Consider the following 13,180-nt stretch of genomic DNA (forward strand, 5'->3'; position numbering starts at 1 on the left):
TTTTACATCGTCAACTTAGATCCGTATGGTAAGTGATGCCTGTAGTTGGCAAAGCTTTATTGTCTAAAAAAGCTTTTCCGTTATCAAAAGTTAAACGTTTCTGGGCAAACCAGTGAACACTCAATGGGTAAATTTTGTGTTCTAACGCATGCACCTTATTTGCTAACGTTTCGGGTGTGTCATTAGCTTCAATGTTTGTTTTAGCTTGAAGGATGACTGCGCCTGCGTCAAGCTCTGCGCTAACAAAATGAACCGAAACGCCGTGCTCTTTTTCATTCGCTTCGATAGCTCGCTTATGCGTATCTAGGCCTTTGAATTTTGGCAGCAATGAAGGGTGAATATTGAGCATCCTGCCTTCATAATGGCGAGTAAAGTCCTCTGTTAAAATTCTCATAAAGCCTGCCAATACCACTAGCTCTGGGTTGTATTGGTCTATCAGCGATTGGAGAGCATTATCAAAGCTGTCTCTAGAGTCGAAGTCTTTATGGCTTAACGCATGAGCAGGGATGCCTGCGCTTTTTGCTCGTTCTAAACCATACGCATCAGATTTGTTGCTAATAACGGCTTTGATTTCGACATCGATTGCACCATGCAAGCTCTGGTCTATCAGAGCTTGCAAATTGCTGCCGCTTCCCGAAATCAGAACGACAACCGCTAACTTCATGCGTTTTCCTCAAGATCTGAGATGATAACCTCTTTGTCTTGAAGTGTGCGGATTTCGCCGATGACCCAGGCTTCTTCGCCAGACGCTTGAAGTTTAGATAGTGCGGCATCTGCATTGTCTTTTGATACAGCGATAACCATACCGACGCCACAGTTAAGTACTCGGTACATTTCTTCTTGCTCTACATTTCCTTTTTGCTGCAACCAGTCAAAAATTGCAGGGCGTTTCCAGCTCTCAGCGTTGATGTACGCAGCGGTGCCTTCAGGTAGAACTCTAGGAATATTTTCTAGTAGACCGCCGCCAGTGATGTGGGCAAGAGCATGAACGTCAATTTCTTCCATTAAAGAAAGGAGAGATTTTACATAAATGCGAGTGGGGGCCATTAGTGCGTCTTTTAATGCTATGCCTTCTACTTTTTCGTTAAGGTCTGCATCGCTTACTTCAAGGATCTTACGAATTAAGGAATAGCCGTTTGAATGAGGACCGGAAGAGCCTAATGCAAGCAATACATCGCCTTCGCTTACTTTCGTTCCATCAATTGCTTCGTTTTCTTCGACGACGCCAACGCAGAACCCCGCTAAATCATAGTCTCCATCGTGGTACATGCCTGGCATTTCAGCTGTTTCGCCACCGACAAGAGCGCATCCAGATTGAAGACAGCCTTCGCCAATACCCGTTACAACATTCGCTGCAACGTCAACGTCTAATTTGCCTGTTGCGTAGTAGTCTAAAAATAGAAGAGGTTCTGCGCCTGCAACAACTAGATCATTGACGCACATTGCAACGAGGTCGATGCCGATAGTGTCGTGTTTGTTTAAATCCATGGCAAGACGTAACTTCGTACCAACGCCGTCAGTTCCTGAAACAAGAACAGGGTTTTTGTATTTCGTTGGTAGTCGAGTCAAAGCGCCGAAACCGCCTAAACCGCCTAATACTTCAGGTCTGCGGGTTTTCTTGCTGACGCCTTTTATGCGCTCAACCAGTTCGTTGCCAGCATTAATGTCTACGCCAGCGTCTTTATAACTAATCGATTGTTTTTCCGATTGGGTCATTGCCTATGCCTTATCATGGATCAGGGAGAAAGTGCGCATTCTAACATAGTCGCGTCGAAGGGCTATGCTTCTTTCTAGTTTAGCAAGTAGAATAGTGCTAATTATTTAAGGTGACGTCATGATTTCGAAGTTTATATTTCTTTTTTTGGTGCTGTTTAATCTTGGTAGTGTGTATGCCGCTCAAACCAATGACCTATATAAAGAGCAGACTGTACTGCCTTCTGCTATGGCAGAACAGTCATTGCTGGAAGATGCTTTTTCCGAATCGGTCGAAAAAGTGCTTGTTAGAGTGTCAGGACGCGCAGACCGTATAAAGGGCGATGTATTGGCGCAAGCAAAGAAGAATGCGCCAGCTTGGGTGTCGCAACATTCGATTGTCGATCTAGGTGAGCTTAAGTTGTTTGGTGATGAGAGGTTGCCGGCGAAGCAGGTAACTGTGAGTTTTTATCCTCAATCTATCGATCGTTTTTTATCAGAAAATGCATTGCCTGTTTGGGGGAGTAATCGACCTTCAGTGTTGCTTTGGCTTGTAGAGGATCATGCGGGTGTGAGGTCTATGTCCGGTGCGCTATCGCCTAGTGATTTGCTTCGGGCTGTTTCGTTGCAGGCGAAAGAAGCGGGTTTAGCTATCTATGCGCCACTTTTGGATGACGTTGATAAAGGTGCTTTAACGACAGGAGAGGCGTGGGGGCTGTTTGAAGATGCGATTAGATCGGCTAGTAAGCGATACGAAACAGACACGGTTCTCGTTGTTAGGGTAAGTGAATTTGCTGGTAAAGTATCGGCGCAAGCCAACCTATTGTTACCGGACACTCAATCCGAATCGCTCCCATTGTCGTCTGCGGAAGCAGAAGGAGTCGCTGTTGATGTGGTGTCTAAATTAGCTAAGAGTTTTTCGGATAGGTATGCTTCTATTCAGGGTGTTGATGCCAATAGTATTGCGTTGCTTGATGTGGATGGTATTAAAACATTCGAAGCGGTTAAGCAAGTTGAGCGATATCTTAATTCAATTGGTGTTGTGAATGGTGCGCAAGTGAGTGCTGTTGATGGGGCGCGAGTATCGTTTAAAGTGAAGGTTAATGGTAGCAAGCAAAAGCTTCGCGATAGTATTTCTTTGGGTCATGTTATTTCACGATTGGATGTTGGGGCGTTAGAGCCGGGCGCAAATACAATTGAATTCTATAAATTTAATGGTGTAAACAAATGAGTGTAGAGAAAGGTAATTTGGAATCTAAGGTTGTAGAGCGTGACTTTTATGCGCGTTCAGAGGAGGAGCAGCAGGACTTTCTTTCTCAAACTTGGTGCAATCAGTGTATGGAAGTGGATTTAGGGATGAAAAATCCGAAAGAGTTCGAATCGAGTGAACGGTTATGGATAGAAGGAGAGTGCGTGAATTGCGGTGCTCAGGTGGTAACAGAGATCGTTTACGAAGATGAGTAGTTGATTTAAAGTTGTTTTCTGAATGTAGTGCTGTGTGGTGTTTTATGTTCTGTATTTTGGTCTTGTTGTATGGGGTTGATAGGCCGAAACTGAGATGAAAATAGACGGCAATCGAAATTTAGAAGATAAAATAGAGTAGAAAAAAAGCGGCCAAGGCCGCTTTTTTGATTGAATCTTCGCGTTACTTTTCAGTTGGGTAATCACGCTCTGTTTTACCAACATAAAGCTGGCGAGGGCGACCAATTTTATAAGGCCCGCTGATCATTTCATTCCAGTGAGAAATCCAACCAATAGTGCGTGACATTGCGAATATCACGGTAAACATGCTAGTTGGAATGCCAATGGCTTTCATGATAATACCAGAGTAAAAATCGACATTAGGGTACAGTTTACGTTCAACGAAGTAAGGGTCTTCTAATGCTATTTGCTCTAGTCGTTTCGCTATTTTCAGCAATGGATCGTTTGCTTGGCCGAGTTCCGCTAGAACTTGATCGCATGTCTCGCGCATGACTTTGGCACGTGGGTCAAAGTTCTTGTAAACGCGGTGACCGAATCCCATTAATCTAAATGGATCGTTCTTATCTTTTGCCTTCTCGATAAACTCATCAATGCGTGATACGTCGCCAATTTCTTCAAGCATAGTAAGAACTGCTTCGTTAGCACCGCCGTGAGCAGGTCCCCAAAGCGTTGTAATACCGGCGGAAATACAGGCGAATGGATTGGCGCCTGAGGAGCCCGCAAGGCGTACTGTTGACGTCGATGCGTTTTGCTCATGGTCTGCGTGAAGTACAAAGATTTTGTCCATTGCGTTAGCAAAAACAGGGTTTACTTTGTAGTCCTCACAAGGTGTGGCGAACATCATGTACAAGAAATTTTCCGCGTACGAAAGCTCGTTTCGCGGGTACATAGTAGGCTGCCCCTTAGAATACTTGAAACACATTGCCGCAAGTGTGGGCATCTTGGAAATTAATCGGAACGCCGCAATTTCACGGTGCTCTGGGTCGTTGATGTCCATGTGGTCTTGGTAGAATGCAGATAGTGCGCTAACTAAGCCTACCATGATGGCCATGGGGTGAGCGTCGTGTCTAAAGCCTTCAAGGAACTTCTGCATGGATTCAGAAACCATTGTGTGGTTTTTAACGGTTTCAATGAAGTTGGCTTTTTGCTCTGAGCTAGGAAGCTCTCCGTATAGCAGCAAGTAACATGTTTCTAGATAGTCAGAATGCTCCGCTAGTTGAGCAATAGGGTATCCTCGGTGTAGTAATACACCCGCGTCCCCATCTATGTACGTGATTGCCGATTCACATGATCCTGTAGCCATAAAGCCTGGGTCATAGGTAAATACGCCGTGAGAGCCGAGAGAGCGGACGTCGATAACATCTGCTCCAGCTGTGCCTGTGAGCACTGGTAATTCGATGGATTGTTCGATACCGTCTACTGAAAGTCGAGCTTTTTTATTAGCCATTTATTATCTCCTTCGTATTCTGATCCGGGGCTTAAAGAGTCGTGAAAAAGACCTCCCTAGCCCAGAAGCTGGGGAAAAAATACTTTCTTCGACCAGTAAAAGTCAATGTTACTTATTCTAATGCTAGTCTAAATATAAATAATTTAACTGTAATTAAGTTACAAAAATATAAAAATGCTATTTTTTATTTCTTTGTTATTTGTTGGTTAACCTTATGATAAATAAGTAAAATATTTGTTTTTTTTGTGGTTTTTATATCTGAAAATTTATACCACTATTGGTTATATTTATACCTACATTCATTCGGTGAATGACGATCATTGTTAAGCACTTGTTCAGTCTATTTGTCTTCGCTTTTTACGCTGGTCTATAATTGCCAACCGATGATTTCATTGATTTGCCGACGTTATTTTGAAAGAACGAGTCGCTTTCAATATGTAAGGTGAGCAAATCGATGGGATTTTCACTTCAGGCCTATGTCATCTCGCTCAGCGCAGTGGGTCTGACTAGAACTAAGGTCGTGATTGACCATTCAATCAACAAAAGTGGTGTAAAGAGTCGTGAACAAAAAAAGACCAGTCAATCTTGATATTTCTACAATATCAATGCCCGTAACCGCAATTGTTTCTATTCTACATCGTATTACAGGAATCATCCTTTTTATTGGATTGGTTTTTCTGTTCTACGCGTTCGATCTTTCTCTTGAGTCTCAAGAGGGGTTTGACACTGTAGTTGAAACTCTGCAAACAAGCTTCCTAGCAAAATTCATTATTTGGGGTGTCGTATCAGCTTTGATGTACCATCTCGTAGCAGGTGTGAAACACCTATTTATGGATTTGGGGCACTTTGAAGAGCTAGAAAGTGGACGTAAAGCTGCACAGATCAACCTTATCATCGCAGCTATTTTAATTGTCGTTGCAGGGGTGTGGGTATGGTAACTCAAATTACAAGTTTTGGTCGCTCAGGACTTTATGATTGGATGATGCAGAGAATTTCTGCAATCGTTTTAGCGTTATACAGCGTATTTATTATTGGGTATTTGGTTTTAAACCCTGACCTTACATACGAACAGTGGAGTGGACTGTTTGAAACGACTTGGATGCGCATCTTCAGTTTGATGACGCTCTTGTCTATTGGTATTCACTCCTGGATTGGCTTGTGGTCTGTATCTACAGATTACATTAAAGCTACCGGTGTTCGTTTTCTTTTCCAAGCGGTGTGCGGTTTTGCGATGTTTGTTTATGTCGTTTGGGGTATTCAGGTTCTTTGGGGGCTGTAAGTAATGGCTAATATTCGTACTATTTCATTTGATTCTATCGTTATCGGTGGTGGTGGTGCTGGCATGCGCGCTGCGTTGCAGTTAACAGAATCCGGTTTAAACACCGCTTGTGTGACGAAAGTGTTTCCGACTCGTTCTCACACAGTATCAGCACAAGGCGGTATCACTTGTGCAATTGCTAGTGAAGATCCAAATGACGATTGGCGCTGGCACATGTATGACACCGTAAAGGGGTCAGACTACATTGGTGATCAAGACGCAATTGAATACATGTGTTCTGTAGGTCCGCAAGCTGTGTTCGAACTTGAGCATATGGGTTTACCATTTTCACGTAAAGAAAATGGCCGTATTTATCAGCGTCCTTTTGGTGGTCAATCTAAAGATTTTGGTAAAGGTGGACAGGCAGCGCGTACCTGTGCTGCTGCTGACCGTACTGGTCACGCACTCTTGCATACGCTTTACCAAGCTAACTTGAAAGGCGGTACTACCTTCTTTAACGAATGGTATGCGGTTGATTTGGTTAAAAACGAAGAAAACGCTGTCGTTGGTGTGGTCGCTATTTGCATCGAAACAGGTGAAACCGTTTACCTGAAAGCAAAAGCGACTGTAATCGCTACTGGTGGTGCGGGTCGTATCTTCCAGTCTACAACAAATGCGCATATTAACACTGGTGATGGTGCAGGCATGGCCTTACGTGCAGGCTACCCATTACAAGATATGGAAATGTGGCAGTTCCATCCAACCGGTATTTACGGTGCGGGAACCTTGGTAACTGAAGGTTGTCGTGGTGAAGGTGGTTACCTAATCAATAAAGATGGCGAGCGCTTCATGGAGCGTTATGCGCCAAACGCGAAAGACCTAGCGGGTCGTGACGTTGTTGCTCGTTCAATGATCTTGGAAATCTTAGAAGGCCGTGGTTGTGGCCCTGAAGCTGATCATGTATTGCTTAAGTTGGATCACCTAGGTGAAGAAACACTTAATAAGCGCCTTCCAGGTATTCTTGAGTTGTCTCGTACATTTGCTCACGTAGACCCTGTTAAAGAGCCAATTCCTGTTATCCCGACTTGTCATTACATGATGGGCGGTATTCCAACGAATGTTGGTGGTCAAGCGTTGACTCAAAATGAAGCTGGCGAAGACATCGTTATCGATGGTCTTTACGCAGCAGGCGAAGCAGCATGTGTATCTGTTCACGGTGCTAACCGTTTGGGTGGTAACTCGCTACTTGATTTGGTTGTGTTTGGTCGTGCGGTAGGTCTTCAGGTTAAGAAATCTTTAGACGATGGTTTTGATTCTCTAGATGCCAAAGACACAGACATTGAAAATGCAATGTTGCGCCTAAATCGCCTGAATAATTCTACCGGTGGTGAGAGTGTTGCTGAAGTTCGTGCAGACCTTCAGAAGGTTATGCAGTTGTACTTCGGTGTATTCCGTGAAGGTGCAGCGATGCAAACAGGTTTGGAAGAGTTAGCTAAAATTCGCGCTCGTGTTGAAAATCTGCATCTTGAAGACAAGAGTCAGGCTTTCAACACTGCTCGTATTGAAGCACTTGAGCTCGAGAACTTGCTTGAAGTTGCTGAATCGACTGCAGTACCAGCAGAATTTCGTAAAGAGAGTCGTGGCGCGCACGCCCGTAACGACTACACTGAACGTGATGATGAAAACTGGTTGAAGCACTCACTGTATCACCCAGCTGATAAGAAAGTGACTAAGCGTGACGTTAACTTCGCGCCTAAGACAATGGACGCTTTCCCACCTAAAGCTCGTACATACTAAGGAGTAACAAACATGTTAGTAAGTATTTATCGTTACAATCCTGAAGTAGACGACGCACCTTACATGCAGGATTACAATATTGATTTGCCTGCTGGTAAGGATTTGATGGTATTAGATGTATTAAACATCATCAAAGCGCAAGACCCTGCTGTATCATACCGTCGTTCTTGCCGTGAAGGTGTATGTGGGTCTGATGGCATGAACATGTCGGGTAAAAATGGCTTGGCTTGTATTACCCCTGTTTCAGAAGCGGTTAAAAATGACAAACTGGTTCTACGTCCACTTCCAGGCTTGCCTGTTGTGCGTGACTTGGTTGTTGATATGGGCCAGTTCTACAAACAGTATGAGAAGATCAAACCATTCTTGATCAACGATACGCCAGCACCAGCTATCGAGCGTCTTCAGAGTCCTGAGGATCGCGAAAAGCTAGACGGCCTATATGAATGTATTCTGTGTGCTTGTTGTTCGACTGCTTGTCCGTCGTTCTGGTGGAATCCTGATAAATTTGTCGGACCATCTGGCTTGTTGCAAGCTTACCGCTTCTTAGCAGACAGTCGTGACACAGCGACTCAAGATCGTTTGTCAGATCTGGATGATCCATTCAGTGTGTTCCGTTGTCATGGTATCATGAACTGTGTAAATGTTTGTCCTAAGGGTCTTAACCCTACAAAAGCAATCGGCAGCATTCGCAGCATGTTACTTCAGCGTGCCACTTGATATGTTTTTAGCGTTACATTGTGTGAAGGCGATGTAATGGCGAAATGGGCGGCTTGAACTTTCAATGCCGCCGTTTTTCGATGCTTCGATTCGTTTTACAATATCGGTCAAGCAGAGAATAAAGAATTTTGAATTCGACCTATGTGAACACGGATGTGCTTAGAGAAGTTACTTATTAAATACAACTCCAGGCAGGGTGCTTGTTGAAAGACAAGTTAAGTAATTTGGTATTAAACACAGTAGGACGGAAGTAAGCTGAAAGATAAAAAGATCGACGCTTGAAGAGGTCGAAAGAACTGTGAAAGCATTAGATCATACAAAAATGAGTGCCGGTAATACCGGTCACTGGCTCGAACATAAGGGTGATCGAGAATGCACGAAAGTTTAATGGAGTTGCTATGGAGCACTTCTCACTTTTCGGGGGGGAACCTGGAATATGTTGAGGGGTTGTTTGAAAGCTACCTGGTTGATCCAAATTCAGTATCGGAGGAATGGCGTAAGTGCTTTGACCAACTACCTCGAGTAAGTGAGGCGCAGTCAACAGACCTTCCACATTCTGTAATTCAACAGCAGTTCCTAGAGATTGGAAAAAACAAATTCCGCTCTATGCCAGTTTCTACTGGCGTTACCACCACGGTCGGTTCCGACCATGAGCAAAAACAAATCAATGTTCTTCAGTTAATCAACGCTTACCGTGTACGCGGACACCAGCACGCTAGCATTGACCCACTAGGCTTGTTAAAGCGTGACAAGGTTGCTGACCTTGATCTCGGTTATCACCAGCTAACTGGCGCTGACTTGGATATTGCTTTTAACTCAGGCTCTTTGTTCTTTAATAAAGAGAGCATGCCTCTTAGCGAAATTGTTTCTGAATTAGAGAAAACATATTGCTCAAGTGTCGGCTATGAGTTTATGCATATCGTTGATACGCAAGAGAAAGCATGGTTGCAGCAGCGTGTAGAATCAGTGCGCTCTAAGCCAGATTACTCTGCGGAAACACGGAAGTCGCTTTTGGAGCGTTTGACCGCGGCAGAAGGTCTTGAAAAATACTTAGCCAGTCGCTACCCAGGCGCTAAGCGTTTCGGCTTAGAAGGTGGTGAAAGCTTAATACCAATGGTCAACGAACTTATTCAGCGCTCTGGAGCGTTGGGTGCGAAGGAAGTTGTCATTGGCATGGCGCACCGTGGTCGTTTAAATGTCTTGGTTAATACGCTAGGTAAAAACCCTAAAGATTTGTTTGACGAATTTGAAGGTAAGAAACTGGTAAATACCTCTGGCGACGTGAAATACCATCAAGGTTTCTCATCAAATGTGATGACTGCGGGTGGTGAAGTACACATTGCATTGGCATTTAACCCGTCTCACCTTGAGATTGTTTCGCCTGTAGTTGAAGGCTCAGTACGTGCACGTCAAGATCGCCGGAACGATAAAGTAGGTAAGACAGTTGTCCCTATTTCTATCCATGGTGATGCGGCATTTGCTGGTCAGGGTGTGGTCATGGAGACATTCCAGATGTCTCAAACACGCGCTTACAAAACGGGTGGAACGGTACACATAGTTATAAACAACCAAGTAGGTTTTACAACCAATCGTCAAGAAGACTCGCGTTCTACTGAATACGCTACTGATGTAGCTAAAATGATTCAGGCGCCAATCTTACACGTTAATGGCGATGATCCAGAGGCAGTGCTGTTTGTTACGCAACTTGCGCTTGATTACCGTTATGAGTTCGGACGTGATGTTGTTATAGACTTGGTATGTTACCGCCGTCGTGGTCACAACGAAACGGATGAGCCCTCTGGTACTCAACCTTTGATGTATCAAATCATTGGTAAGCAAAAAACAACTCGTACCTTGTACGCGCAATACTTGGTAGAACAAAATGTATTGACGCAACAAGAAGCGGACGCGATGGCAAATGAAAACCGTGAAGACCTTGATAATGGTCGACACGTTGCTAAGAGTCTCGTGCTTGAGCCAAAGTCAGAGTTGTTTGTTGACTGGCGACCGTATCTTGGTGTCGAGTGGACTGACGAAGGCGACACGTCTTATCCGATTGCCAAACTTCAAGAGCTGGCTAAAAAGACCACAACTGTCCCTGACGGTGTTGTTGTTCAGCGTCAGGTTCAGAAGATCTATCAAGATCGCGATAAGATGACAGCAGGAGCAATGCCAATCAACTGGGGTTACGCAGAAACGCTAGCACTTGGTACGTTGCTTGAGCAAGGTTATCCTATTCGTTTTACTGGTCAGGACTCTGGACGCGGAACTTTCTCGCACCGTCATGCGGTTATTCATAGCCAAAAAGACGGCAGTACGTTCATTCCGCTGAAGCATTTATCAGAAGACCAGCCACCTTTGGACTTGTTTGATTCCTACTTGTCGGAAGAAGCTGTACTTGCGTTCGAGTACGGATATGCAACGACATCTCCTAAAGGAATGGTCATTTGGGAAGCCCAGTTTGGTGACTTTGCCAATGGTGCTCAGGTTGTAATTGACCAGTTTATTACCAGTGGTGAGCACAAGTGGGGCCGTTTATGCGGCTTAACTATGTTGTTACCTCATGGTTATGAAGGGCAAGGACCTGAGCATTCATCTGCGCGCTTAGAACGCTTTATGCAACTTTGTGCTGAATTTAATATTCAAGTGTGTGTTCCTACCACGCCGTCGCAGATTTACCACATTCTTCGTCGTCAGGCGATTCGTCCAATGCGTCGTCCTCTTATCATCATGTCTCCTAAGAGTTTGCTACGTCATAAACAGGCGATCTCTACGTTGGAAGAGTTGTCTGAAGGCAGCTTTAAGACGGTTCTGCCAGAGACATCGGAAACGATCTCTCCTGAGAAGGTTAAGCGATTGGTTATCTGTAGTGGTAAGGTTTACTACGACTTGATTAACCGTCGTGCAGAACTAGAGAAAGATGATGTTGCGGTAATTCGTTTAGAGCAATTGTACCCGTTCCCATACGCGGACTTTGAAAAAGTCCTAGAACAGTACAAAAATGTTGAAAGTCTGGTTTGGTGTCAGGAAGAGCCTAAGAACCAAGGTGCTTGGCATTCTAACCGTCACCGTATGAACCGAGTTTTGGAAAAACTGTATCCAAGTCTGAAATTGCGATTTGCGGGCCGAATTTCATCCGCAGCACCTGCAGCTGGTTACATGTCTATCCATGTTGAAGAACAAGAAGCGCTAGTTAATGACGCCATCGTTGGCTAGCATCATAGCCTGTCAGAGAGATAAGGGTATAAAATGAGCATCGAAATAAAAGCACCTACTTTTCCAGAATCTGTAGCAGACGGCACGGTCGCTACTTGGCACAAGCAACCAGGTGAAGCCTGTGCACGTGATGAGCACATCGTTGATATCGAGACTGATAAAGTAGTTTTGGAAGTTGTGGCTCCAGCAGATGGCGTCATTGTAGAAGTACTGAAAGGTGAAGGTGATATCGTTCTTAGCGATGAAGTCTTAGCTAAGTTTGAATCTGGTGCAAGTGCGGAAGCAGCTCCTGCAGCAGCGGCAAGCGCGGCGCCAGCAGCATCAGCTTCTGCGGCGAAAGAAACAGTGCAAATCAAAGCACCTACTTTCCCTGAGTCAGTTGCTGACGGTACTGTTGCTGCTTGGCATAAACAGCCAGGTGAAGCATGTGCACGTGATGAGCACATTGTTGATATCGAAACAGATAAAGTTGTTTTAGAAGTCGTAGCACCTGCTGAAGGGGTTATCGGTGATATTGTTAAGAATGAAGGCGATACCGTTCTTAGCGATGAGATATTGGCTAACTTCCTTGTTGGCGCTTCTGGCGCAGCAGCGGCACCTGCAGAAGCGGCAGCGCCTGCAGCAGAGTCTGCTGGTGACGAAGATGGCGTTGCGGGTCCTGCGGCTCGTAAAGCGTTGGCTGAAGCGGGTCTATCTGCATCAGATGTAAAAGGCACTGGTAAAGGTGGCCGTATTACAAAAGAAGACGTAGAAGCGGCTTCTAAAGCGAAAGCGGCTGCGCCGGCTCCTGCAGCTAAGCCTGCTGCTGCACCTGCAACAATGCCTGCATTGGGTGCTGATGGTCGTGTCGAGAAGCGTGTTCCAATGACTCGCTTGCGTGCGACTATTGCAAAACGTCTTGTTGAAGCGCAACAAACGGCGGCTATGTTGACAACGTACAACGAAGTTAACATGGGTCCTGTGATGGAGCTTCGTAAGAAGTACAAAGATCTATTTCAGAAAACTCATAACGGCACTAAGTTAGGCTTTATGTCTTTCTTCGTTAAAGCCGCGACTGAAGCTTTGAAACGCTACCCAGCGGTTAACGCTTCTATCGATGGTAACGATATGGTTTACCATGGTTACCAAGACATCGGTGTTGCTGTGTCAACTAACCGTGGCTTGATGGTTCCTGTATTGCGTAATACAGAAGCGATGGGCTTAGCGGATATTGAGTCTGGTATTATGGACTTTGCGGTACGTGGTCGCGACGGTAAGTTGGGCATGGATGACATGCAAGGCGGAACCTTTACCATCACGAACGGTGGTATCTTTGGTTCTCTTATGTCAACACCGATCCTGAATCCACCACAAACTGCAATCTTGGGAATGCATAAAATCCAAGAGCGTCCCATGGCAGTAGACGGTCAAGTCGTTATTCAGCCTATGATGTACTTAGCTTTATCTTACGACCACCGTATGATCGATGGTAAAGAAGCCGTGCAATTCTTGGTGACGATTAAAGATTTACTTGAAGATCCATCACGTCTGCTTCTTGAAATCTAAGAGAACGCACCAACTATTTATCTGAT

The 13,180-nt window shown here is 44.8% G+C and carries 11 protein-coding genes; 8 read left to right on the forward strand and 3 right to left on the reverse strand.

Translation table 11 applies throughout. The features are described from left to right. Nucleotides 1–10 precede the first annotated feature (10 nt). Together purN and purM are read right to left on the reverse strand one after the other, a co-directional pair. A complete protein-coding gene (gene purN / locus MARME_RS07555; RefSeq protein ID WP_013660676.1) occupies nt 11–664 on the reverse strand; it encodes a phosphoribosylglycinamide formyltransferase in 654 nt (217 codons plus the stop codon). Next, entirely contained in the window at nt 661–1,716 is a 1,056-nt protein-coding gene (gene purM / locus MARME_RS07560) for a phosphoribosylformylglycinamidine cyclo-ligase (protein ID WP_013660677.1), read from the reverse strand. The genes purN and purM overlap by 4 nt, the downstream gene beginning before the upstream one ends. A 118-nt stretch (nt 1,717–1,834) precedes the next feature. Here purM and MARME_RS07565 point away from each other — a divergent pair, with 118 nt between their 5' ends. Both MARME_RS07565 and MARME_RS07570 read left to right on the forward strand, forming a co-directional pair. Beyond that, nucleotides 1,835–2,923, forward strand: a complete 1,089-nt coding sequence (locus MARME_RS07565; RefSeq protein WP_013660678.1) for a DUF2066 domain-containing protein — start codon at nt 1,835–1,837, stop codon at nt 2,921–2,923. After that, the gene (locus MARME_RS07570; protein ID WP_013660679.1) at nt 2,920–3,156 is read left to right on the forward strand and encodes a hypothetical protein; all 237 of its coding nucleotides are present in this window, start codon (nt 2,920–2,922) and stop codon (nt 3,154–3,156) included. Before MARME_RS07565 ends, MARME_RS07570 begins: the two co-directional genes overlap by 4 nt. 181 nt (nt 3,157–3,337) lie before the next feature. On the opposite strand, the gene gltA is transcribed toward MARME_RS07570, so the two are convergent. Then, the gene (gene gltA / locus MARME_RS07575) at nt 3,338–4,621 is read right to left on the reverse strand and encodes a citrate synthase (protein ID WP_013660680.1); all 1,284 of its coding nucleotides are present in this window, start codon (nt 4,619–4,621) and stop codon (nt 3,338–3,340) included. Between the two features lie 560 nt (nt 4,622–5,181). Between gltA and sdhC the strand changes: the two genes are divergently transcribed. From sdhC to odhB, 6 genes are all read left to right on the forward strand, one after another. Then, nucleotides 5,182–5,559, forward strand: coding sequence for a succinate dehydrogenase, cytochrome b556 subunit (gene sdhC, locus MARME_RS07580; RefSeq protein ID WP_041647812.1), 378 nt, complete (start codon nt 5,182–5,184; stop codon nt 5,557–5,559). Continuing rightward, on the forward strand, nt 5,553–5,900 hold the full coding sequence (gene sdhD / locus MARME_RS07585; RefSeq protein ID WP_013660681.1) for a succinate dehydrogenase, hydrophobic membrane anchor protein: 348 nt from the start codon (nt 5,553–5,555) through the stop codon (nt 5,898–5,900). The genes sdhC and sdhD overlap by 7 nt, the downstream gene beginning before the upstream one ends. Nucleotides 5,901–5,903: 3 nt before the next feature. Beyond that, nucleotides 5,904–7,676 carry a succinate dehydrogenase flavoprotein subunit gene (gene sdhA, locus MARME_RS07590; RefSeq protein ID WP_013660682.1) on the forward strand — a complete coding sequence of 591 codons (1,773 nt, stop codon included), beginning with the start codon at nt 5,904–5,906 and terminating at the stop codon, nt 7,674–7,676. Between the two features lie 12 nt (nt 7,677–7,688). Next, entirely contained in the window at nt 7,689–8,393 is a 705-nt protein-coding gene (locus tag MARME_RS07595) for a succinate dehydrogenase iron-sulfur subunit (RefSeq protein WP_013660683.1), read from the forward strand. Between the two features lie 372 nt (nt 8,394–8,765). Beyond that, a complete protein-coding gene (locus MARME_RS07600; RefSeq protein WP_013660684.1) occupies nt 8,766–11,609 on the forward strand; it encodes a 2-oxoglutarate dehydrogenase E1 component in 2,844 nt (947 codons plus the stop codon). Between the two features lie 33 nt (nt 11,610–11,642). After that, entirely contained in the window at nt 11,643–13,154 is a 1,512-nt protein-coding gene (gene odhB / locus MARME_RS07605; RefSeq protein WP_013660685.1) for a 2-oxoglutarate dehydrogenase complex dihydrolipoyllysine-residue succinyltransferase, read from the forward strand. Nucleotides 13,155–13,180 lie beyond the last annotated feature (26 nt).

It is taken from the genome of Marinomonas mediterranea MMB-1 (genome assembly GCF_000192865.1).
Lineage (GTDB): Bacteria > Pseudomonadota > Gammaproteobacteria > Pseudomonadales > Marinomonadaceae > Marinomonas > Marinomonas mediterranea.

Coding starts and splice junctions, on each gene's coding strand:
- purN (WP_013660676.1), bottom strand. CDS start 664: ATGAAGTTAGCGGTTGTCGTTCTGATTTCGGGAAGCGGCAGCAATTTG.
- purM (WP_013660677.1), bottom strand. CDS start 1,716: ATGACCCAATCGGAAAAACAATCGATTAGTTATAAAGACGCTGGCGTA.
- MARME_RS07565 (WP_013660678.1), top strand. CDS start 1,835: ATGATTTCGAAGTTTATATTTCTTTTTTTGGTGCTGTTTAATCTTGGT.
- MARME_RS07570 (WP_013660679.1), top strand. CDS start 2,920: ATGAGTGTAGAGAAAGGTAATTTGGAATCTAAGGTTGTAGAGCGTGAC.
- gltA (WP_013660680.1), bottom strand. CDS start 4,621: ATGGCTAATAAAAAAGCTCGACTTTCAGTAGACGGTATCGAACAATCC.
- sdhD (WP_013660681.1), top strand. CDS start 5,553: ATGGTAACTCAAATTACAAGTTTTGGTCGCTCAGGACTTTATGATTGG.
- sdhA (WP_013660682.1), top strand. CDS start 5,904: ATGGCTAATATTCGTACTATTTCATTTGATTCTATCGTTATCGGTGGT.
- MARME_RS07595 (WP_013660683.1), top strand. CDS start 7,689: ATGTTAGTAAGTATTTATCGTTACAATCCTGAAGTAGACGACGCACCT.
- MARME_RS07600 (WP_013660684.1), top strand. CDS start 8,766: ATGCACGAAAGTTTAATGGAGTTGCTATGGAGCACTTCTCACTTTTCG.
- odhB (WP_013660685.1), top strand. CDS start 11,643: ATGAGCATCGAAATAAAAGCACCTACTTTTCCAGAATCTGTAGCAGAC.